Raw genomic sequence first — 21,338 nt, forward strand, 5'->3', positions numbered from 1 at the left:
CGGCCATGCATTCTGCTCAACCGCATCGCAGTCAATCCTTCGATCGACAAGACAACTCCGAACATGCAGGCTGACCGAAACTTTTCAAGCAAGGGCGGCCATCATCGAGCATCCGCAGAAGCCGCCATCATGGCGACGGCGGGCCATATGACGGAAAGCTGTGAAATAATCAAGTCATCTTAGGTGAACTGGGCGATATCACCACATTTCCCCCACAATTCGGGATATGCGGCGCACCGAACAGCTATTCGAAAATGATCGCCGGCGCGGGGCGCTGCGGCTGGCCGTGGAGTTGTTCCCAGACCTTCGCAGCAATATCGCGAAAGATGCCCGCAACGATGCCGTTCGGTTCGGACGCGACGAGCGGCGTGCCGGCATCCGAGGTTTCACGGATACTCACCGTGAGCGGAACCTCGCCGAGGAAGCTCACGCCAATGCGCTCGGCCTCCCTGCGCGCGCCGCCATGGCCGAAGATGTCGTAGCGGGTGCCAGTATCGGGGGCGATGAAATAGCTCATGTTCTCGACGATGCCGAGAACCGGTACCTCCACCTTGCGGAACATGTTGAGCCCCTTGCGGGCATCGATCAATGCCAGGTCCTGCGGCGTGGAAACGATGACGGCGCCGGCCAGCGGCACCTGCTGGGCCATCGTCAGCTGCGCATCGCCGGTACCGGGAGGCATGTCGACGACAAGCACGTCCAGCTCGCCCCAGGCGACTTCGCGCAGCATTTGCAGCAGCGCCGATTGCACCATCGGGCCGCGCCAGATCATCGCAGTTTCCTCGTCGACGAGGAAGCCCATCGACATGACCTTGAGGCCGTAGTTCTCCATCGGATTGATGATGCGGCCGTCGATCTGCGTCGGCCGGCCGGAAATCTTCAAAAGGCGCGGCATGGAGGGACCGTAGATGTCGGCGTCGAGAATGCCGACACGCAGACCATTGGCCTGCAGGCCGAGCGCGAGATTGACCGCCGTGGTCGACTTGCCGACGCCGCCCTTGCCGGAGGCAACCGCGATAATCGACTTGATGCCGGGAACGCCGATCTTGCCTGCGCGTGGCGGCTGCTGTGGCGCGTGCGCATGGCCTTCGTGGCCGTGCCCGGCATGGGCAGCAGGACTAGCGGCAGGTGCGGAGGCAGGGGCCGCTTTCTTGTCGGCGGTCAGCGCCACGAGCGCACCCTTGACGCCGGGCAGTTCCTTGATGACGCGTTCGGCCGCCAGACGCAGCGGTTCAAGCTCCTTGGCGCGCTCGGCCGGAACGGTGATCGAGAAATAGACCTTGCCGTCCGAAATGAAGACGTCGGAAACCATGCCGAGCTCGACGATATTATGTTCGAGGTCGGGTCCGCGCACGGTCTTCAGCGTTTCGAGAACTTGTTCCTTGGTGACGTCCGTCATTCCACCCTCACGCATAGTCTTTGAAGAGACGTAGATAGTGGAGGGCTCCGGCTTAGCCAAATGAAATCGGCATCAAGGGCAACGGAAATCGCGCGCTATCGAAACCGTTGCGGCCATCTGGTCCGCCGGGCTTTCGCCCCGATGGCCGCAACGGTCTGCCCGATACCCGGCGCAATGCAGGCCGAAGTAGAACAATGTGCGGAAATGACCAGAGGAAAAATCACCCAAGACCATGGGGTTGGAGCGACATCACGAAAGGGTCGTTACAAAAAGGCAACAACCGCCGCCGGCCACGGATGCAGGAGAGATGCATCAACGCTGGCCGACGGCGGGTTGCCGATGGCGCCGTTTGTTAGTGGCGCTCTTCCAAAGTCCCCTCTGGACCTCTGCGAAACAAGAAGCAAGGCCCGTGCCAGATGACGCTCAAGCAGGCGCTTCATATGCGGCTTGGCATGGGGCGCCCCCGGCTGTATGGCGTGATGATCAATGCGGGCGACAGCGATGGAATTGCCAAGGGACTTGCGGGAACAGGTGGAGGAGATGCTGGAGGGCCAGCCGCTCGATGGGCTGAAGCGGGCTGCAGCCCGCCTTTCCAGCCGCTATCGCCAGGAACTGCGCGACGGCAGTTTCCACATCAACGATAGCCTCGCAGCCAAGGCTTATCTCGCCGCCAGGCTGCCCGCCACATATGCCGCAATCCGCGCCGCCTACGAAATGATTTCGCAAGCCCGGCCCGATTTCGCCCCTGAGAATTTCGTCGATATCGGTGCTGGGCCAGGCTCGGCACTTTGGGCGGCCACGGACTGCTGGCCAAAGATCAAAAGCGCCGTGATGGTGGAAGCAAGCGACGCGATCCGCAACGTCGGAAGACATCTGTCGGGCCGGCTCGCCCTTCCGACGGAATGGATCGATGGCAATCTTATCAAGGTGTTGCCGAAAATCGCGCCCGCCAGTCTCGTCACTATCGCCTATGTGCTCGACGAGATAGAGCCGCATCAGATCGATGCGTCGATCGACAAGCTCTGGGCGCTGACGCTCGACACGATCGTCGTCATCGAACCTGGAACGCCGGCAGGTTGGAACCGCATCCTTGCCGCGCGTGACCGACTGCTCTCAAATGGGGCGCATCTGATCGCGCCCTGCCCGCATGCATCGGACTGTCCTCTCGCACGGCCAGATTGGTGTCATTTTTCGCGCCGGGTCGCCCGCTCAAAAATGCACCGCCTGGTCAAGGATGCGGACGTGCCGTGGGAGGATGAGAAATATATCTTCGTCGCCGCAAGCCGTTTTGCCGGCGAGGTCCCCCAGGCCCGCATCATCGCACCGCCCCACGGCTCGGGCGGGGTGATCAGGCTGAAGCTCTGCCAAAGCGACGGGACGGCAGGCGAGCCCACCTTCTCCAAACGCGACGGCGCCACCTTCAAATGGGCGCGACGGGCAAATTGGGGCGATGGGCAGGAACGCGACGGACAATAGCAGCGGACGAAAGACGCGGCCGTGCCCATCTTTTGAGCCAAACTGCCAATATTTTCAGCAGTTCTACTTGATGATGCCGATGCGCAGCGCCTTGGCGACCGCCTGCGTCCGGTTGACCGTGTCGAGTTTCTTCGTTGCGCGGTTCAGGTAGTGGTTGACGGTATGTTCCGACAGGTTGAGGATATCGGCAATTTCGGCACTGGTCTTTCCCGCCGCCGTCCAGTTCAAGCAATCGACTTCGCGGTCCGTCAGCGCATCCGTCATGCGCGTATCGAGACTGCGGATTTCGGCAAGCCTGTCGAAGACATGGATCGAGATATAGGAAAGATCGCGCATCTCTTCCGGCGCGAATTGCTCGCGATCGCCGGCAAACGAGACTGCGCCGCGCATGCCGGATGGCTCGTGCGTCGGGAAAAAGGCACAGCGCATCATCTTGAAACGCTCGAAAAGAGCCACGGCCATCGCCGTCTTGCCGTCATCCCTCCTATGGCCCTTGGTCACATCGACGAAAAACGGGACCGATGACGTACGAAGCCGGCGTATGACGGGACTGCTCACCAGCAGGTTTTCCTGATCATAAAGCGCCAGCAGCTCGGCCGGCCAACTGGTGATCACAGTCGCGCCTTGCAGTTCGAACGACGTGACCGGCGGCAGGTTGAGGACCATGAACGCGCGGCTTCGGCAAGCTTCCGTCAGGCGCTTCATGAGGCGGAAGATATCGAACTGGGTCTTCAGGCTTGCGATTTCCTGAATATATCCATCCGCATCGAAGGATGCCCGTGACAGTGCTGTCATCTACTTTTTCGTCTTCTCAAGAGCGGCGGCGCCGTTTCAGATCAATGTGTGCCTGCAAGTCAACACACGCCCGCATGAAATCAAAAACAACCTGGCCGAATACAATGGCCGAAGAGACTATACGTTTTAACAAGCTACCGCAGTTGTCGTGATTCGCAGCCAAATCTCAATATCGAACGCATCATAAGTCTGCTCTGCGGAAGCGTCCAGTCGATTGCCTGGCCGCATAGGCTGCTACCGGCGCGGGCCGAGACGGACCCGCATCGCATCCGCGATGCATTCCGCTGTCTCCTTCAAGGGTGCTGCCCATTCTTGCAGACGCTCAAGCGTCAGCCTGTAAGCCGGACCGGTAATCGAAACGCCACCTGTAAAGCTTCCATCCTCCATGCGGATTGGCGCCGCGATGCAGCAGATCCCTGGCTCATGCTCCTCACGGTCGAAGGCGAAGCCGGCTTTGCGGATTGCCGCCACCTCGCTCAGCAATGCCTCGGCCGAGACCAGCGTCTGCGGCGTGAAGCTATGGAAGGAGAGTCTTTGCACCAGCGCCTCCAGCGCATCGTCCGGCAGAATCGAAAGTGCAACCTTGCCGACGCCGGTGCAATAGACGGGCGAGGCATTGCCGATCTGGGAATACATGCGAACAGACTGCTGACCTTCGATCTTGTCGAGGTAGATAATGGAGGTTTCGCGCAGGACGCCGAGATGGACGGTCTCGCCGCTCATCTGCTGCAGGTGCCTCAGATGCGGTTCGGCTATCAGCCGGAACTCATTCTTCGCCCAGCTTCGCGACGCCAGGTCGAGAAGCCGCAACCCCGGCGCATAGCGGCCGTCTGTGTCGAGTTCCAGAAGCCCTTCCTCGACAAGATGACTAAGCTGGCGGTGCAGCGTGCCGCGCGGCTGGCCTGCAAGCGCTAAAATATCGGTAAAGCGCATCGGACGCTCGCAATGCGTCACGAGATCGAGCAGCGCGATCGCCTTACCCAATGTCCCCGTTTCACTTTCTCTCGATATAACTTTTCGCGGAGCCATCGATCGCCTACCGTCGGCCTTGACACGAATGGCAGCGTAATCAGATAATTCCAAATAGTCAAATTGAGTTCCGAATAATGGAACATCGGGAGGATACGGTGAGGAGCGTAGGCGCGCAGTTTCCGGAATTCAGGGATCGTTGCGTACTCGTGACAGGCGGCGGGTCCGGCATCGGTGCCGCGATCGTCGAGGGCTTCGCCCGGCAGGGCGCGAAGGTTTCCTTTATCGACATAGCCGAAGCGGAAAGCGTTGAACTTGCCATGCGGCTTTCCCGCGATTCGGAACATCCGGTGCATTTCTTCAAGGCCGATCTTCGCAATGTCGGCGTGATCCGGCAGACGGTCGACGCGGTGGTCGCGCAATCAGGGCCGATCAACGTTCTCGTCAACAACGCTGCCTGGGACGACCGGCATGATTTCGATACGGTGACCGAAGAATACTGGGACAACAACCAGGCAACAAACCTCCGCCATGTCTTCTTTACCGCCCAGGCAGTAGCGCCTTCCATGCGTGCGGCAGGCGGCGGCGCGATCATAAACATGTCGTCGATCGCATTTCTCCTGAACATGCCGGACTTTCCGGCCTATTCCACGGCCAAGGCAGCCGCAATCGGTCTCACCAAGAGCCTTGCTGGCAAGCTCGGTCCCGACAATATCCGCGTCAACTGCATCTTACCGGGAATGATCGTGACGGAACGTCAGATGAAGCTCTGGCTAACCGAAGAAGGCATTGCCCAGACCATCAAGCGACAATGCCTGAAGAAGGTCCTGCATGCCGACGCGATCGTCGGCCCTTGTCTGTTTCTCGCATCCGACTGCGCAGCCGCGGTGACGGCGCAGTCCTTGATTGTCGACGGAGGCATTTTCTGATGGCACATCCCGTTTATGTCGCGGTGGATTGGGGTACGAGCAGTTTCAGGCTCTGGCTGATCGGCAAGGACGGCAGCATTCTCGGCGAACGCCGCAGCGGCGAAGGAATGACGACGGCGGCCAAGACCGGCTTTGCCGATGTCCTGGCCTCGCATCTTGCCGCACTTTCGGTCCCACAGAACGTTCCGGTCATCGCCTGCGGCATGGTCGGCGCAAAGCAGGGCTGGGTCGAGGCGGGATATGTTGACGTTCCCGCGTCGATTTCCTCGATCCTCACCGGCGCGGTTTCCGTTCCAGGCCAAAGCCGGGATGTCCGTATCCTCCCCGGCCTTGCCCAGCGCGACAAGGCATCGCCCGACGTCATGCGCGGAGAGGAAACACAGCTGCTTGGCGCCCTTGGCCCGGACAGCAAAGGATTGCAGGCCGTGTGCATGCCAGGCACGCACTCCAAATGGGTTCATGTTCAGGACGGCGAAGTGATCGGATTTTCGACCTTCATGACTGGTGAACTCTTCGACGCGGTCAGCAAGCATACCATCCTTTCGCATGCCGTTGCGAACGCCGAAGAGGCTCAAGCAGACCATTCCGCCTTCAGGGCGGCAGTCTCGGCCGCTTTCAGGCAGCCTGCCATGGCGTCGAACCTTCTCTTTACCGCACGCTCGGGCCAGCTTCTTCACAAATTGACGGCCGCCGGCGCGCAGGCAAGGATTTCCGGCACGCTGATCGGGCTTGAAATCGCCGGCGCGCTTTCCGACGCACCCAACGACACGCCTGTCACGCTCGTCGCTTCGGGCCGCCTTCGGGGCCTTTATGAAACGGCCTTCAAGTTCCTATCTCTGAAATATACCGTCATCGATGCCGATATCGCCGTGCGCCGTGGGCTTTCGGCCGCCGCCGAAGCCATCTGGCCGAATTGAGGAAATACTCATGATCAACCGCATTCCCTTTCCCTCCATGAAGCGTCCGCTCATCGCCATTCTCCGCGGCATCAAGCCGGAGGAGACCGAAAGCGTCGTCGGAGCGCTGATCGAGAACGGCCTCGGCGCCATCGAAATCCCGCTGAACTCGCCAGAGCCCTTCAAATCCATCGAGATCGCTTCCAAAATGGCGCCGCCGGAATGCCTGATAGGCGCAGGCACCGTGTTGACGGTCGATGCAGTCGACAGCCTTCACAATGCAGGCGGCAAGCTGCTCGTCACACCGAATGTCGAGCCAGACGTCATCATTCGTGCGCGCAGCTACGGCATGGTCTCGATGCCGGGCGTCTTCACGCCGACAGAGGCGCTTTCTGCGGCCCGCGCCGGGGCAACCGGCCTGAAGTTTTTCCCCGCAAGCGTACTCGGGCCCTCGGGCATCACCGCCATCCGCGCCATTCTGCCGCCCGACCTGGTGATCGCGGCGGTCGGCGGCGTCTCCGACAAAAATTTCGCCGATTACACAAACGCGGGCATCCTTGCCTTCGGCCTCGGCACCAGCATTTACAAGCCCGGAATGACGGCCGCAGAGGTTGCCGAGCGCGCCAAGGCCACCATTTACGCCTATGACGCAGCGGTAGGAGCGTAGGCAGATGACCGAGATTTACGAGTTCGAGGGCAAGACGCTTTGCAATACCAATTCGGTACTTGGCGAAGGCCCGACCTACGATCCGGATACCGACACCGTCTGGTGGTTCAATATCCTCGGCAAGGAACTGCACGAACTGAACCTCAGCACCGAGGAAAAGAAGGTGCATCCGCTTCCGATGATGGCGAGCGTGCTTGCACGCATCGACGCCAGCCGCCAGCTGCTTGCGACCGAGGAAGGACTTTTCGTCCGCGATACTGGCAGCGGCAATCTGACCTTCTATGCCGCGTTGGAAAACGACAACCCGGAAAACCGCTCGAACGACGGCCGCACGCACCCATCCGGCTCACTTTGGATCAGCACGATGAGCAAACGGGCAGAACCCCAGGCAGGCGCGATCTATCACGTCGCCGGTGGCAGGGTGACGAAGATCTTCAGCGGTATCAGCATTCCCAATTCGATCTGCTTTTCGCCCGACGGCACGATCGGCTATTACACGGACACCCGCATCAGCCGTCTCATGCGCGTCATGGTCGATCCGCAGAGCGGGCTTCCGACGGGCGAGCCGATCGTCATGGTCGACAGTATGGATGATCCCGGCGGCGTAGACGGTTCCGTCTGCGATTCGGATGGCTATATCTGGAACGCCCGCTGGGGTGCAGGCGTCGTCGACCGGTACAGCCCGGACGGCCTGCGCATCGCCCGTTACAAGGTTCCTGCCGCACAACCCTCCTGCCCAGCCTTTATCGGCGTCAATGCGGACAGGCTGGCGGTGACGACCGCCTGGGAAGGGCTCGACGACACCGCACGCTCGTCGCAACCGCAAGCCGGAGCGCTGCTGGAGCTTGGTGTGACGGTAAAGGGCGTTTTCGACCCAGTCTATGTGCTGTGAACGACCAAACGCAGACGTTTCAGGCAAGCTCGTGGGATATGCCTTAAGTCATACTTCATTCCGCCAGGAAAAACGATTGCGATCGGCGGTTTCGTCTACGACCGATCTTGGCGGGATCGGCCGCCGACGGATTGCTCCAGGTGCGGCAGCTTCGCTATAGGATGATCCGCCATGCAAAGGGGCCATTGGACAGAGCCTGGTCGATGGCCTTTTTTTACTGAGGTTGGCACAATTCTAAAGGACAAGAGGGATGCTTTCACGACGGCGATGACTGCCGCACCGCTCTTGCCCCCAGCGGGATTTTAGCTGGTCTAGAACCGGCATCGGCTGCTATGTGGCCCGCCGCACAGAGAGCCTCTCCTGATCGATATCCGAAGAGCGGCGCAATTGTTGTAACAGTCAAAATCACACGCATTTCGATTAAATTTTGGCAAAATCATCGAACTTTCCATGTCCGTTTCCGGAACCAAAAGCCTGTCCAGCCATTTTCCTTGTGAACCGGCACGGAAAAAGACGCCAAAGAATAATACCGGCGGCCGCGCTTAAGACCAATCGAGGAACACAAAGGTAGGTTCGAAATGACTCGCAAACTTCTGACGACCGTTGCCGCTGGCGCCTTGTTTGCCACGGCTTTCGCGCCGGCGGCATTCTCGCAGACTGCACCGCAGCCGGCAACACCCGATGCAACCCAGACGGCTCCGGCCGATCCGGCCGCACCAAAGCCTGATGCAACCGCTCCGGCAGGTGACGCTAAGGCTCCGGCGCCGGCTCCATCGACCGACATGGCCGCTTCAGGCGCATACCTGACAGAACAGGGTGCGGACCAGATCAGCGCCAATTCCTACATTGGCCAGTCTGTCTATACCGGTCAGAACGAAAGCATCGGTGAGGTCAACGACCTGATCATGAAGAAGGATGGTGGCCTGGTTGCTGCTGTGATCGGTGTCGGCGGCTTCATTGGTATCGGTGAAAAGAACGTTGCAGTACCGATGGACAAGATCACCGTTACACAGAATACCCAGGACGGCAGCCTCAAGCTGACGACCACGGAAACGGCTGAATCTCTGAAGGCCGCTCCGGAATTCAAGACCCTGCAGGCCCTGGCCGCTGAAAAGGCTCCGGCGCCTTCGGGCACGATGCCGTCAGACCCGACAGCTACGGGTTCGACCAATAAGTAATCCCAGCGCGGTGCGTATGTTCTAGGCGGCGGCGTCCCAACCGGGCGCCGCCTTTTTTCTACGGCAAGATCAGACAAACGCAGGGCAGCGATTGCCGCATCGCGCCAGCGTCAGGTGCCTGAACAAAGGGATCAGGGCAGGCCCAGACGCGACACCATCGCGGCCAGCGCCAGCACAGCCTCGTGCGGCCTTTGAACGGCTCAGGCCGAAACGCGATCGATAGCGGCCGAATCGTAGTAGTTTTCGTGGAGGAAACGCAATGTGGCGATGCCATCGGCCGGCTTGCCGAAATGGTAGCCCTGCCCCATGCCGCAGCCGAGAGATCGCAGCTTCACGGCTTCGGAATAATCTTCGATGCCCTCGGCAACCACTTCGAGATCGAGACCGTCGCACATCGTCAGGATCGCCTTGATGATATGCTCGGAGGCACGGTCTGAATTGATGCGCGAGACGAAGGCGCGGTCGATCTTGACCTTGTCGAAGATGAAGTCGCGAAGGCGACCGAGACTCGATTGTCCGGTGCCGAAATCGTCGAGCGAGATGCGCACGCCTGCCTGGCGCAGATCGGAAAGGATGCGATGGGCGGTATCGGTGGAACTCATGACTGCCGTTTCGGTGATTTCCAACTCCAAGCGGTGCGGATCGAAGCCCACGCGTCCGAGGATGGAAAGCACGTTGCTGCTCGTGCCTGGATCCATGAGCTGGGCGGAGGACAGGTTGAACGACAGGAACAGTTCGCGCGGCCAGGAGAGCGCGGCTTCGGTAGCCTTTCGAAGCAAGGTTTCCGACAGCGCGTCGATGAAGCCGCGCTCTTCGGCAAGCGGCACGAAGACGCCCGGCGAAACAAAGCCGAGGTCGGGATCGTTCCAGCGCGCCAGCGCTTCGAAGCCGACCACCTGATTGTTCGACAGTGACACGATCGGCTGGAAATGTACGTCGATGGCGTCCGAGATGATGGCGTTTCGAAGTGCCTGCTCGAGCTGCGTTGCGCGCTTCATCTCCTGCGCGATCTCGCGCGAATAGACGGTGATCTGGCTGCGGCCGCGGCGCTTGGAGCGATAGAGAGCGGTTTCAGCGCTTTTCAAGAGCTCATCGAACTCCGCACCGGCGAAAGGATAGATGGCAAAGCCGAAGGAGGCGGAAAGGCGCACGTTGCGGTCGCCGAGATCATAGGGAGCAGACAGCACCTCGCGGATCATCTGGCCGAATTTTTCAGCGCTTGCGCGCTCGAAGATCAGCGGCAGCACGAAAGCGAACTCGTCGCCGTCGTGGCGGGTCACCAGCGCGCCATCCGGAATACATGCCTTCAGGCGGTGGGCGACCTGACATAGAATTTCGTCGCCGGCAGCAGAACCGAAAAGATCGTTGATGGGCTTGAATGAATCGAGATTGGCGATGCCGATGGTGAAAGGAGCCGGATCGCTTGCGCGTTCCGTGGAGATCTGACTGACCCTATCGCGCATGCGATGGCGGTTGCCGAGCCCGGTCAGCGGATCGGTGTATGCCATGACCTGAAGCTCATTCTGGCTCACAGGCAAGAAGGGTGTGTCCGCCGGCTTCATTATTCAACCTGAGATTTCGTCGCTCCCTCCCGGAAGAATGGCGGGCAAGTCTTAACAAACCGATAGTAAACCGGCCCCGTCCGGCTCAGTTGATACCCCAGATTTGAGGAGTTGCGCTCACACGCGCGCCCGCAGCGGCTCTGCAGCAAGATGCTTCTGGAACAGCGTTTCCAGTATGTCCGGACTGACCGGCTTCATGATGACGTCATCCATTCCGGCCTTCGCACATTCGGCGCGATCCCGTTCGAATGCCTGCGTCAGGACGCCGACGATCGGCGTCTTGTGCGCGTGGTTGTCTTCCATCTGACGGATCATGCGGGCCGCCTCAAAACCATTCAATCCTGGCAGTGAGATGTCCATCAGCACGATTTGCGGCCGGTATTCCGCCCAAAGTCGCACAGCTTCGTCGCCGCTGGCTGCGATCAGGTAGCGGTAACCCAGTCCTTCCAGTATCTGGGAAAAGACAATCTGGTTGATGTCGTTGTCTTCCGCCACGAGCACCTCGAGGAAATCCACCTCGGAGGATGTGTTGATTTCCCAGTCGGCCTCGCCTTGGGCGGCGGCGCTGTTGTTGCGGTTGAAGTGGCGGGCGATCTGGAAAGTGAGCTCGTTGGCAAGCTGGAAACCATCCATGACCAGCGCCGGGATGCCATATTGTCCGGCAAGCTCCAGGCAGCGCATGCCCATCTGGTTGTCGACGACCAGAAGATCCAGCGCGATGCCGGACGAGGTTGCGATCTCGAGGAAGCGCTCTTCCTCGTCCTCGCCGCGAACCGAGCAGGCCTCGAAGCCGTATTTCGCAAGCGTACGGAGGGCGGCGGTTTCGGCAGCGAGGTCGCCGGTGACGACCAGGATCTTGCGGCCGGAGAAATTCTCCGGAACGATCGTTTCCATCGCGGCCGGCGGCCGTCGCTCGTAATCGCCATTCAGCGGCACATAGGCGCGGCGATAGGATCGACTGCTAGATGTGGTGACGGACGTTGCCTGGTCGAATTCGTCGAGATCGGCGCCGTCGCGTGGCAGATCCTGCATCGTGGATACGATGAAATAGCGTCCCGGCTTGCCGATACGGTGCTTGCGGCTGACGATGTCGCGCTCCGAACCGTCGCGGGCGACCTGCCGCTGCCGCACGACGGACATCTCGCCGGTTTCCAGTACATGTCGGTCGCTCTCCTCGAAGCGCTTGGCGACTTCGGGGGAAAAGAGATCCCCGCTCTTGCGGCCGAGCACCTCCTCGACAGTCGTCTGGTACTTTTCGCAGAAAGCAATGTTGACGGCGACATAGGTGAGGTTGCGATCCTTGACGAAGAGCGGGAACGGCAGATTGTCGAGTATATCCTCGGTCAGTTGCACACGCTCGAGATCGGCGCGCCACTGCTCCTCACGCTTCTTTTCCTCGGAAATATTGGAAATAATCGATACACAATAGCCGCTCGGCAGACGACGCTTGACCAGGCGGATCCAGCGGTCGCTGCCATGGCGCTCCACGATTTCGAAGCGCTCGCGCCAATGCGAGGCAATCTTCTGGGACAACCAGTCCTCGCGACCAAGCGGGACGCCCGGCTGCCTGGCTACATATTGCTGACGCACGCCTGTGTCATAGACGGCGCCGAGAAAATCGCGAAGCCTGGTTCCAGGCTTCAGCATCACGGATGAAATCGGGAAGAAATCGAGCACCTGGCGGCTCGCGAAAATCATCTGGTCGTTCTTGTCGTAGATAATGAGGGCGGCCGAAATACCGTCCGAAAAGGCATCGAAGAGCGCAGCCTGCAGGTCGATTTCGGCCGGCATTTCACCGCTCACGGATGATGCGTCCGCCTTTTCGAAGCCGGCACTCATTCCTTCACGTCCCACATCTATCCGATTTCATAGCACTGTCTGGTTGTGTGCGATCAAAATGCCAGCTTTCTCCTAACGGCGGCTTAACGGTAGGCGGAAGCAAGGTTCACGGGGAAATCACATGGCTCGCAGGCGCAACGTTTTTCGCCCTTCCCTCGGACACGCGAATCCACGAAAATGGCGCATGGCCATCAGACAGCTCTCCGAAACGCTCATCAACCAGATCGCCGCCGGCGAAGTCATCGAACGCCCGGCGAGCGCGGCGAAGGAGCTCATCGAAAATGCGCTGGATGCCGGCGCGACCCGTATCGAGATCGCCACGTCCGGCGGCGGCAAAGGCTTGCTGCGGGTCAGCGACAACGGCTCCGGCATGGATGCGGCCGATCTCGAGCTTGCCGTGAAGCGGCATTGTACTTCCAAGATCTCCACGACGCTCGACAACATCCGCACGCTCGGCTTTCGTGGCGAAGCGCTGCCTTCCATCGGTTCTGTGGCGAAACTCAGTATTTCCAGTCGCCGCAAGGAAAGTGCGGGCGGCAACGAGATCGCCGTCGCTGGCGGCAAAATCCTGCATCTGAGACCCTCGGCCTCCAATGCGGGCACGATCGTCGAAGTGCGCGATCTCTTTTTCGCAACACCTGCGCGATTGAAGTTCCTGAAGACAGAGAAGGCAGAAGCGGCGGCCATCACGGAAGTCGTCAAGCGCATGGCGATCGCCTTTCCCGGCGTGCGCTTCGTCCTTTCCGGCACCGATCGCAGCACGCTCGAGTTTCCGGCAACCGGAGAGGACCATTTGGCGCGCATGGCGCAGGTGCTCGGGAGGGAATTCCGCGATAACGCAATCGAACTCAACGCCGAGCGCGAAGGTATTGCGCTTACCGGTTTTGCCGGCGTACCGACCTTCAACCGCGGCAACTCGGCCCATCAATATGCCTTCGTCAACGGCCGGCCGGTCCAGGACAAGCTGATCCTTTCGGCGATCCGCGGCGCCTATGCCGAGACGATCCCGGCCGGGCGCTATCCGGTGGCCGTCCTGTCGCTGTCGCTCGATCCGGCGCTCGTGGATGTCAACGTCCATCCGGCCAAGTCGGACGTGCGCTTTCGCGATCCGGGCCTCGTGCGCGGGTTGATCGTCGGTGCGGTGCGCGAGGCGCTGGCGCGCGACGGAAGCCGGGCGGCAACGACTGGCGCAGACGGTATGCTGCGCTCCTTCAGGTCGGGTTTCCAGCCGGGCTACCAGCGGCCAGCGCAAGCCGCATGGTCGGCCGGGAGCTCCCCATCGCGTCCGTTTTCTGCAAACGGCGGTTTTGGCGAAAGGCCGCAGGCCTCCTTCGACGGACTGAGTACGCCGGCTGCGCGCGCCGAACCGCAGGCGCAGGCATGGCAGCAGCCCCGACCAGGCGAAGAACCGTCGCCCCGTTACCCGCTCGGCGCTGCGCGCGCGCAGATCCACGAGAACTACATCGTCGCGCAGACGGATGACGGGCTTGTCATCGTCGACCAGCACGCCGCACATGAGCGGCTGGTGTTCGAGGCAATGCGAAAGGCGCTGCAATCTAAACAGCTGCCGTCACAGGTGCTGCTGATCCCGGACATCGTCGACCTGCCGGAAGAGGATTGCGACCGGCTGATGGCGCATGCCGAAGGCTTCAAAGAGCTTGGGCTTGCAATCGAACGCTTCGGGCCGGGGGCGATTGCAGTGCGCGAAACGCCGGCCATGCTCGGCGAGGTCGATGCGCAGGGCCTCATCCGCCAGCTTGCCGACGAGATTTCCGAATGGGACACAGCCGGTGGCCTTTCGGCCAAGCTCGAATACGTCGCCGCGACCATGGCCTGTCACGGCTCGGTGCGCTCCGGCCGCAGGCTCCGGCCGGAGGAAATGAATGCGCTGCTCCGGCAAATGGAAGTGACGCCGGGCTCCGGCCAGTGCAATCACGGGCGGCCGACCTATATCGAACTGAAGCTGTCGGATATCGAGCGGCTGTTCGGACGCAACTGAAAACGCTGGCAATAACGCCCGCCCCGCGATATTGGCAGTCGAAGGCAACAGGGAACGGAGCAGGATGAACTTGTTTGAAGGAAACGGGAACCGCGAGGCGAAGATCCGCTATCTCGATGCAGATTTCCAGATCCTGTCGCCGGGTTCCTACGTCATCTGCGCCATGACCGGCAAGCGTATCCCGCTCGACGAGCTACGCTACTGGAGCGTTGCCCGCCAGGAACCCTATGCCGACGTCGTTTCTTCGCTCGAAGCCGACAAGCGGGCCGGCGTGCTGCCGAACCAGAAGCGCTGATCAAGGAAACGCCATTGAAAGAGCGCTCGCTCGGCCGCCCGATCATTGATGCGGCGAGACGCTACCCGCAGCGCAATGGTCACGAAGGCCTGAAGGTTATCTTGAGTCTTTCAGGAGGCACTTGTCGAAGTGCTGTCCAGCCCGCAGAAAACGACCATCGTCGTTTGAGTATCTGCTGTTAATAGCCTCGTTTCCGGCTTCCGGAATTTCGTTCCTTCGTCGCGTTGCTTCATTGCGACATCTATGCCGAGGGATATTCGATTGAAATTGGACAGCGCCTGTTTTGGCCGCGGTTTGCAAAGTGAGTTTTTCCGAGATCCGCGGCAGGCGCCCGTAAACTCAGCCGGGCTTCCGGCTTTTTCTCAGTCGCCGCTCTCGGCAGGCCTCAATGGCACGATCGATGATGAGGCCGGGTGCCTGCGGATCTTCGAACGCCATTTCGACTTCGATGACGCGGCATCTGGCGGCGAGTTCCTCCGCTTTGCCATGGTGGCCGGCAAGCCGCACGAAATCCTTCGAGGTCGTGACGATCAGGAGATCGTCGCGCTCGGCAATTGACAGCAGGTCCGCCATCTCATCGTCACTCAGGTGTTCGTGATCACCGAAAGACCTGCCGGTCGCGATTTCGGCGCCGAGTGATTCCACCGTCCGGAAGAACTTGCCCGGATCGGCAATGCCAGCAAAGGCCAGCACCTTCCGGCCGGCGAGGTCGTTTTCGCCGCAAACCTTCAACGATGCGGTGAAATACGGTTTGGCGGCGCGGGCAGCCATGCGGACGATTGCATCGGCGGCATTGCCCTTTCCCACTTTCAAAAGTGCGCTGGCATAGCGCATCTGCACGGAGATCGGTGCGCGCACGGGACCGCCCGGCACGGTATGCCCATTGCCCAGGCCGCGCGTCGTGTCGATGACGAGCAGGGCATAGTCGATCGCCAGGCGGGCGCTCTGGAAACCATCGTCCATGATGATGAGGTCGGCCCCTTCCTTGACCAGCCGCTCGGCGCCTTCGACGCGGCGGCGCGAAACGACCGTCATCGCCTCGCGGGCAAGCAGCAGCGGCTCGTCGCCGACGGCAACGGCGCGATGATGAGCGGGATCGACAACCACGGTGACGTCCAGAGAACCGCCATAGCCCCGACTGAGGAAGCCGGGCCTCAACCCCTTGGCCTTGGCCGCACGAGCGATCGTCAGAGCTGTCGGGGTCTTGCCGGCGCCGCCTACGGTAAAATTGCCGATGCAGATGACGGGAACGAGGACGGAAGCGCGGCGTGCATGCGTCATGCGATAGCCAGCGATCCGTCCATACAGGAAGGAAAACGGCCAGAGCGCCCATGCCCGCCAATCAGCTTTCGTCCACCAAAACGGCGGCGCTTCGGATACCATCACTGCCGCCCTATGCTCCTCCGGTGCCTTGCCGGCCACCGGCCATCCCCTCGACTGGCGGGAAAGAAAGGGCAAAATTGCAGAAAAAGCAAGCTTTTGCTCCCGAGAGTCCTCATTGCCGTGCTCGTCAAAGGAAGCCACGGTGCGCCTGCGCTGCAAATGAAACAAGGATATAAAAAAGTCTGCCGCGCCATGGACATGGCGCGGCTTGACGAGCACAGAGATCGGGAGAGCACCTCGCGGCAAGTATGACTGGGCCCGCACGGTCGGCAATCATGCCAGTTGCAGGTTCGGCAACAGTCCCTCGAGTTCGGTGATATCGTTGAGGCAATAGTCGGATGCGGCAGCCAACGATTCCCGCGAGCCGGTGCCCGTCAGCACGGCGATCTTCAGGCCCGCCTCGGCATTGTGGCCCATGTGCAGGTCGTGATTGTTGTCGCCGACGACCGCCACTTGCGCCGGCTCTAGCCCGGTCGCCTTGCAGAAGCCGAGGACCATTCCAGCGTCCGGCTTGCTTCCGAAGCCGCTGTCATAACCGGCGATGTAGTGCACGAACTCGGCGAAACCGAAACGCTGTGCCGTCTGGCGGATGGAGCGTTCGTTGTCGCTGGAGGCGATGCCAAGCTTGAAGCCGCGGCGGTGCAGGCGGCCGAAGTAGGCGGCAAGATCGGTGACCGGTACGGAAAAGTCGGCAGCATGGGAAAAGAGAGCGTCGAGCTTGATCGTCAGTTCGACGACATCGATCCTGGAGCCCGCCGCCACCAGCCCCTCGGCGATCTGCCGGGTATTGCCGGCAGCCAAGAGACTGTCGGGCACGATATGGCCGGTCGCCGGGTCCATTCCGGTTGCCAGCAGCAGATGGTCGGCGAGCACCGGATCGTCTTGCGAGGCGATGCGGGCCAATTCACGGTTCACCGGCAGCCAGCTCTCATCATAATCGAGCAAGGTGCCGTCCTTGTCGAAGAGGATGCCCTTGATTTGCGTAGCCGTCATCTTTTCCATCAGCCTTCCGCCATCGACCTCGGCAGCAGTCTTGCCTTCACCGTCAGTGGATTGATGTAAGGCTCGAGCGATTTTACTGTCGCCGTCAGCGCGCCGCGCATTTCCTGCACGGCCGCGACGCCGGCCTCGATCATACTGCGGCGTGCCTCGCCATTGATGAGTAGATAATGCACCCCCTTGGCCAGCATCTCGGTATCGCGCACCATGCGGGCGCTGCCGCGGCGGGCAAGCTTCTGGTAGGCGTCGCGGAAATTCTGGACGTTGCTGCCGGAAAGTACAGCGCAGCCCAGCATCGCGGGTTCAAGCGGGTTCTGCCCGCCTTCGGCAAAGAGCGAACGGCCGACGAAGGCAACTTCCGTCATCCGCAGGTAAAGGCCCATTTCGCCGATGGTATCGCCGAGGAAGATATCGACATCCGGCGAGAGTACGTCGTCGCGCGTGCGGCGAGCAACCTTGAGACCCTGCTTGACGAGCATTTCTTCGATTTCATCGGAACGCTCAGGGTGGCGCGGCACGATGATCGTCAGCTGGCCGTTTCGCTCCTTCAGCGTGCGATGAACGACCGCCGCGGCATTCTCCTCACCTTCGAAAGTGGAGATCGCAGCCCATGTCTTGCGATCGCCGATCTGCTTCTTGTAGCGGGCGAGGACGGATGTGTCATAAGGCGGTGCGTCGGTATCAACCTTGAGATTGCCGGAGGTCGTCACGTGCCTTGCCCCGAGATCGCGAAAACGCTCGGCATCGATATCCGACTGGGCGATCACAAGCGCGAGGTTCTCGAACAGCGCCTCGGCGATGGCCGTGCGGCGCTGCCAGCGCGCGAAGGAGCGATCCGACATGCGCGCATTGACGAGGATCTGCGGAATGCGGCGGCGGCCGAGTTCCATGACGGTCGCCGGCCAGATTTCCGACTCTGCAATGATGGCGCAATCCGGCTGCCAGTATTCGAGGAAGCGGCTGACGGCAGGCTTCAGGTCGAGTGGCACATATTGATGGATGGCCTCATTGCCGATGCGCTCGGCTGCGAGCCTTGCCGAGGTGATCGTGCCCGTCGTCAGGATCACATGAATGTCACGGCGGCGGATTTCGCGGATAAGGGGAATGACGGCGTTGGTCTCACCGACGCTCGCCGCGTGGAACCAGACGAGCGGTCCCTGCGGCCGGTTTGCACTGGCATAACCAAAGCGCTCCGTGCGACGCGCACGCTCTTCCTTGCCCTTCGCGGTCCGGTAGGCGAGATAGGCGCCGACGATCGGAGAGGCGATGACCCCTGCCGTTCGATAGAGGCCCAGCGCGAACCGCGCTCTTGGCGAACTCATCTAAAATGCCTCCGATCAGCGATGATCGACATCAAACCCATTCCCATCAATTATTGTTGCGGCCGGAATGACCGAGTAATTTGTTCAGAATGCGTCAATCGCCTGTGGCGCCCATCCAACAATGCGCAAGGGCGGCCCTGCCGAATGGGGCGGTATCGGGCGCGTGCGAGGCTGAAATCAGTTATTTCCAGCCTTGTTCTGCGGATCGAGCAAGCGATGCATATGGACGATGAAGTAACGCATATGTGCGTTGTCCACGGTCGACTGCGCCTTGGCCTTCCAGGCCGTTAGCGCCGAGGCGTAATCAGGAAAAATACCGACAATATCGAGATCATTCAGATCGCGGAACTGAACTTCGGTCAGGCTTTCCAGTTCGCCGCCAAATACGAGATGCAAGAGCTGCTTTTTGTCGCCAGATTCCGTCATTTTCTTCTCTTTCTTTTCTCGTCTCCTCCGCGCTTTCATCTGCGGGATTTTGACGAAAACGTCAACTGCTTCGTATTTTAGCAAGCCCTTCGAGGAACTCCGCAACGCGAGGGCCGGCGGCGCCGCAAAGCTCGCCATGACTGACTTCAGAACGGTTGTAGACAATCGAGCGTCCTTCGAGATCGGTCAGCCGGCCGCCGGCGCGTTCGAGGATGAGATCGGCTGCCGCAAGATCCCAGTCATGCGAATTGCGCTTGACGAAGGTACCCTCAAGACGTCCATCGGCGACCATCGCGATGCGGTAGGCGAGCGAGGGCACGTGCTTCACCCTTTCGATCTTCCGCCGGAAGGGATCGGGGAACGCCTTCAGGATGTCCTCACCGATTGCAAATCGACTGACGGTATCGGGCCCACTGGCCGATACGGCGATAGGCTTGCCATTCTTCATCGCCGCACCGCCTTCGACCGCCTCGAAAAGCTCGTCGAGGGCAGGAGCATACAGTACTCCGGCAACCGGCCTGCCGCGATGGACGACGGCGACGCTAACGCACCACAGATTAAGGCCGCCGAGGAAGGCGCGCGTGCCGTCGATCGGATCGATGACGAAAAGCGTCTCGGCCGACAGACGGGCCGCGCTATCCTCGGTCTCTTCTGAAAGCCAGCCATAATCCGGCCTGGCGCGGCGCAGGATGGATTCCAGCGTTTCGTTGGCGGCGAAATCGGCAGCGCTGACGGGCGAGCGGCCTCCATTCTTCCACCAGACCTCGGGCGACTGATTGAAAAAACCGAGAGCAACATCACCCGCCTTTTTCGCGGCACCCGCGATCAATTCGAGATCGCTTTGCCAGCGGGCCGTCCGAACGTCACACATTACATCAATCCAATTCCAACAGGTCGGGGCGCTCTAGCGTCCCGCAAGCGTCATTCCCTCGATCGCCAGTGTCGGAGCTGCTACGCCATACTTGCGATCGATGTCGTTTGCGGGCGTTACGCGCATGAACATCTCCTTGAGGTTCGAGGCGATCGTCACTTCGGAGACGGGGAATGTCAGCTCGCCGTTTTCGATCCAGAAGCCGGTCGCGCCGCGGCTATATTCGCCTGTGAGCATATTCACACCCTGGCCGATAAGTTCAGTCACGTAGAAGCCGTTCCCGACGCTCCGGATCAACTCTTCCGGCGAGATATCGCCCGGTTCGAGCGCGAGGTTCGTCGAAGCGGGCGTCACCGAATTGCCGCTGCGCACGCCGCGGCCATTGGTTTCCATGCCGATTTCACGGGCCGTCGAAGTCGAAAGGAACCAATGCTTGAGGACACCGTCCTCGATCATCACCAGCCGCTCGCCGGAAATGCCTTCGCCATCGAACGGACGCGAGGACGGGCCGCGGACAATCAGCGGATCGTCGGTGATCGAAAGGCCGGATTTCAGCACCTGCTGGCCCATCTTGTCGCGCAGGAAGCTGGATTTGCGCGCGACGGACGCGCCATTGATGGCGCCGGCGATGTGACCGACAAAACCGCGAGCAATGCGCGGATCGAAGACGACAGTGATCCCCTTGCCGGTATCGACCTGACGCGGATTGAGGCGCTTGACCGCACGCTCGCCGGCGCGGCGGCCGATTTCGGCGGCCTCGTCGAGTTCGGCGTAATAAAGGCGACTGTCGTAATCGTAATCGCGCTCCATGTTTGTGCCTTCGCCGGCAATGACGCTGACTGAACGGCCGAAGCGCGAACCCATATAGCTGCCTTGGAAGCCGTGCGAGGTGACGAGCACCAGCCCCCCGAATCCAGCGGAGGCTCCGCCGCCGGACGAGTTGGTGACACCCTTGACCTCAAGCGCGGCGGCCTCAGTCGCAAGCGCTGCCTCGCGCAACATGTCGGTGGAAACTTCCGTCGGGTCGAAAAGCTCAAGATCGGGATAGGATTTCGCAAGCTTCTGCTCGTCGGCCAGGCAGGCGAAGGGGTCTTCAGGCGAGACCTTTGCCATCGCGACAGCGCGTTCGGCCAGCGCCTTGAGGTCGAAGCCGGGATTGGCCGAAACGCTCGCGACCTTCCGGCCAACGAAGACGCGCAGCGAGAAATCGTCGCTCTCAGACGATTCAGTGCCTTCGACCTTGCCGAGGCGGATGGCGACGGATTGCGAACGCGAGCGCACGACAACAGCATCGGCGGCATCGGCGCCGGCCGCCCTGGCAAGATCGATCAACTGGCTTGCACGGGAAAGAAGTGTCGAGGAATCTATTTCTGCGGACATGATTTGGCCTTTCCTTGGGCTTCCATTTATTGTGCACTTCCGAAAGCATCAAGGCCGCCGC

General features: G+C 60.7%; 19 protein-coding genes. 8 read left to right on the forward strand and 11 right to left on the reverse strand.

Annotation, left to right across the window (positions count from 1 at the left end; translation table 11 throughout):
• Positions 1-244: 244 nt before the first annotated feature.
• Positions 245-1,399, reverse strand: a complete 1,155-nt coding sequence (apbC, locus tag EV130_RS09055; RefSeq protein ID WP_132552002.1) for an iron-sulfur cluster carrier protein ApbC — start codon at positions 1,397-1,399, stop codon at positions 245-247.
• Positions 1,400-1,900: 501 nt separating this feature from the next.
• On the opposite strand from apbC, the gene EV130_RS09065 reads away from it, so the two are divergent.
• Entirely contained in the window at positions 1,901-2,875 is a 975-nt protein-coding gene (locus EV130_RS09065) for a small ribosomal subunit Rsm22 family protein (protein WP_074060390.1), read from the forward strand.
• Between the two features lie 63 nt (positions 2,876-2,938).
• On the opposite strand, the gene EV130_RS09070 is transcribed toward EV130_RS09065, so the two are convergent.
• On the reverse strand, positions 2,939-3,670 hold the full coding sequence (locus EV130_RS09070; RefSeq protein WP_074060389.1) for a helix-turn-helix transcriptional regulator: 732 nt from the start codon (positions 3,668-3,670) through the stop codon (positions 2,939-2,941).
• Between the two features lie 234 nt (positions 3,671-3,904).
• Positions 3,905-4,699, reverse strand: a complete 795-nt coding sequence (locus EV130_RS09075) for an IclR family transcriptional regulator (RefSeq protein ID WP_074060388.1) — start codon at positions 4,697-4,699, stop codon at positions 3,905-3,907.
• A gap of 77 nt (positions 4,700-4,776) precedes the next feature.
• Between EV130_RS09075 and EV130_RS09080 the strand changes: the two genes are divergently transcribed.
• The 5 genes from EV130_RS09080 (at position 4,777) to EV130_RS09100 (ending at position 9,201) form a co-directional block, all read left to right on the forward strand.
• Positions 4,777-5,568 (forward strand): SDR family NAD(P)-dependent oxidoreductase, encoded by a 792-nt coding sequence (locus EV130_RS09080; RefSeq protein WP_420493366.1) that lies wholly within the window; start codon positions 4,777-4,779, stop codon positions 5,566-5,568.
• Positions 5,568-6,485 (forward strand): 2-dehydro-3-deoxygalactonokinase, encoded by a 918-nt coding sequence (locus tag EV130_RS09085; protein WP_074060387.1) that lies wholly within the window; start codon positions 5,568-5,570, stop codon positions 6,483-6,485. The genes EV130_RS09080 and EV130_RS09085 overlap by 1 nt, the downstream gene beginning before the upstream one ends.
• 13 nt (positions 6,486-6,498) lie before the next feature.
• Positions 6,499-7,131, forward strand: coding sequence for a 2-dehydro-3-deoxy-6-phosphogalactonate aldolase (locus EV130_RS09090; protein WP_074063065.1), 633 nt, complete (start codon positions 6,499-6,501; stop codon positions 7,129-7,131).
• A 4-nt stretch (positions 7,132-7,135) separates the two neighbouring features.
• The gene (locus tag EV130_RS09095; protein WP_132660059.1) at positions 7,136-8,023 is read left to right on the forward strand and encodes an SMP-30/gluconolactonase/LRE family protein; all 888 of its coding nucleotides are present in this window, start codon (positions 7,136-7,138) and stop codon (positions 8,021-8,023) included.
• A gap of 578 nt (positions 8,024-8,601) precedes the next feature.
• Complete coding sequence (locus EV130_RS09100; protein WP_074060385.1) at positions 8,602-9,201, forward strand: PRC-barrel domain-containing protein; 600 nt, start codon at positions 8,602-8,604, stop codon at positions 9,199-9,201.
• Between the two features lie 200 nt (positions 9,202-9,401).
• Here EV130_RS09100 and EV130_RS09105 read toward each other — a convergent pair whose 3' ends face one another.
• Entirely contained in the window at positions 9,402-10,766 is a 1,365-nt protein-coding gene (locus EV130_RS09105) for a putative bifunctional diguanylate cyclase/phosphodiesterase (RefSeq protein ID WP_074060384.1), read from the reverse strand.
• A 114-nt stretch (positions 10,767-10,880) separates the two neighbouring features.
• Positions 10,881-12,602 (reverse strand): response regulator, encoded by a 1,722-nt coding sequence (locus EV130_RS09110; RefSeq protein WP_074060383.1) that lies wholly within the window; start codon positions 12,600-12,602, stop codon positions 10,881-10,883.
• A gap of 184 nt (positions 12,603-12,786) precedes the next feature.
• On the opposite strand from EV130_RS09110, the gene mutL reads away from it, so the two are divergent.
• On the forward strand, positions 12,787-14,601 hold the full coding sequence (gene mutL, locus EV130_RS09115; protein ID WP_132660061.1) for a DNA mismatch repair endonuclease MutL: 1,815 nt from the start codon (positions 12,787-12,789) through the stop codon (positions 14,599-14,601).
• A 64-nt stretch (positions 14,602-14,665) separates the two neighbouring features.
• Entirely contained in the window at positions 14,666-14,896 is a 231-nt protein-coding gene (locus EV130_RS09120; RefSeq protein ID WP_132660063.1) for a DUF2093 domain-containing protein, read from the forward strand.
• A 339-nt stretch (positions 14,897-15,235) separates the two neighbouring features.
• On the opposite strand, the gene lpxK is transcribed toward EV130_RS09120, so the two are convergent.
• The 6 genes from lpxK to EV130_RS09150 form a co-directional block, all read right to left on the reverse strand.
• On the reverse strand, positions 15,236-16,279 hold the full coding sequence (gene lpxK, locus EV130_RS09125) for a tetraacyldisaccharide 4'-kinase (protein ID WP_074063064.1): 1,044 nt from the start codon (positions 16,277-16,279) through the stop codon (positions 15,236-15,238).
• A gap of 273 nt (positions 16,280-16,552) precedes the next feature.
• Positions 16,553-17,281, reverse strand: coding sequence for an HAD family hydrolase (locus EV130_RS09130; protein WP_074060381.1), 729 nt, complete (start codon positions 17,279-17,281; stop codon positions 16,553-16,555).
• Positions 17,281-18,600 carry a lipid IV(A) 3-deoxy-D-manno-octulosonic acid transferase gene (gene waaA / locus EV130_RS09135; RefSeq protein WP_132551998.1) on the reverse strand — a complete coding sequence of 440 codons (1,320 nt, stop codon included), beginning with the start codon at positions 18,598-18,600 and terminating at the stop codon, positions 17,281-17,283. The genes EV130_RS09130 and waaA overlap by 1 nt, the downstream gene beginning before the upstream one ends.
• A gap of 177 nt (positions 18,601-18,777) precedes the next feature.
• Positions 18,778-19,026 (reverse strand): DUF4170 domain-containing protein, encoded by a 249-nt coding sequence (locus EV130_RS09140; RefSeq protein WP_074060379.1) that lies wholly within the window; start codon positions 19,024-19,026, stop codon positions 18,778-18,780.
• Positions 19,027-19,087: 61 nt separating this feature from the next.
• Positions 19,088-19,897 carry a 3'(2'),5'-bisphosphate nucleotidase CysQ gene (locus EV130_RS09145; protein ID WP_074060378.1) on the reverse strand — a complete coding sequence of 270 codons (810 nt, stop codon included), beginning with the start codon at positions 19,895-19,897 and terminating at the stop codon, positions 19,088-19,090.
• Between the two features lie 33 nt (positions 19,898-19,930).
• Positions 19,931-21,277, reverse strand: a complete 1,347-nt coding sequence (locus EV130_RS09150; protein ID WP_132660065.1) for a TldD/PmbA family protein — start codon at positions 21,275-21,277, stop codon at positions 19,931-19,933.
• Between the last annotated feature and the right edge of the window lie 61 nt (positions 21,278-21,338).

The organism is Rhizobium azibense (assembly GCF_004342325.1).
Lineage (GTDB): Bacteria > Pseudomonadota > Alphaproteobacteria > Rhizobiales > Rhizobiaceae > Rhizobium > Rhizobium etli_B.